Source organism: Shewanella corallii (assembly GCF_023349125.1).
GTDB lineage: Bacteria > Pseudomonadota > Gammaproteobacteria > Enterobacterales > Shewanellaceae > Shewanella > Shewanella corallii.
This window is the reverse complement of the sequence record NZ_JAKIKT010000033.1, coordinates 1-716: the sequence shown is the minus strand read 5'-3', so window position 1 is coordinate 716 and position 716 is coordinate 1. Positions and strand designations below refer to the sequence as shown.

General features: G+C 63.1%; 1 protein-coding gene. It reads right to left on the bottom strand.

Features of this window, described 5'->3' with window-relative positions; translation table 11 throughout:
• Positions 1-716 (bottom strand): hypothetical protein (locus L2725_RS23150; protein WP_249251140.1); only part of this gene is annotated, 716 nt, incomplete at both ends.

Genomic DNA, 716 nt, shown 5'->3' with positions numbered 1-716 from the left:
GCGCCCAGCGTGATGGTGATGTCCACCTGACCGTCCAGCTCGCCATCGTTGATGTAACCATCATCGTTGGCATCTTCGGTAATCTCGACCGTCGGCGCAGCCGGTGCGCCGGTGCCTGAGCCGTAATCCAGGGTGGCCGCATCACTGCCATTGGCGGTGTTGCCCGCCGGGTCAGTGACCGTCGCGGTGACCGTAATGGTGGTGCCGGTCGCCGGTGGGGTGACCGTCAGGCCCAGCCCGTTATCCAGCATGGCCTGAGTCACGGTGCCGTTAAACAGCTCATTGCCATCCTGGTCGGTCACAATCAGGGTATCGCCCACGGCGGTACCTGCGCCCAGGGTGACGGTGATGTTGATGTCACCATCCAGCTCATCGGTATTGATGTAGCCATCATTGTTGGCATCTTCGGTAATCACCACGGTGGGTGACGCCGGTGCGCCGGTGCCTGTGCCGTAATCCAGGGTGGCCGAGTCAGAGCCCTCAGCGGTGTTACCGGCCGGATCAGTGACCGTGGCGGTGATGTCCAGCTCGGTGCCGGTCGCCGGGGCGGCCACAGACAGGTCAAGGCCATTGTCCAGCATATCCTGGGTCACAGGGCCGGAGAACAGGGTGTTGCCATCCTGGTCGGTGACCACAATGGTGTCACCCACGGCGGTGCCGGCGCCCAGGGTGATGGTGATATCCACCTCGCCGCTGAGCTCGCCATCGTTGATGTA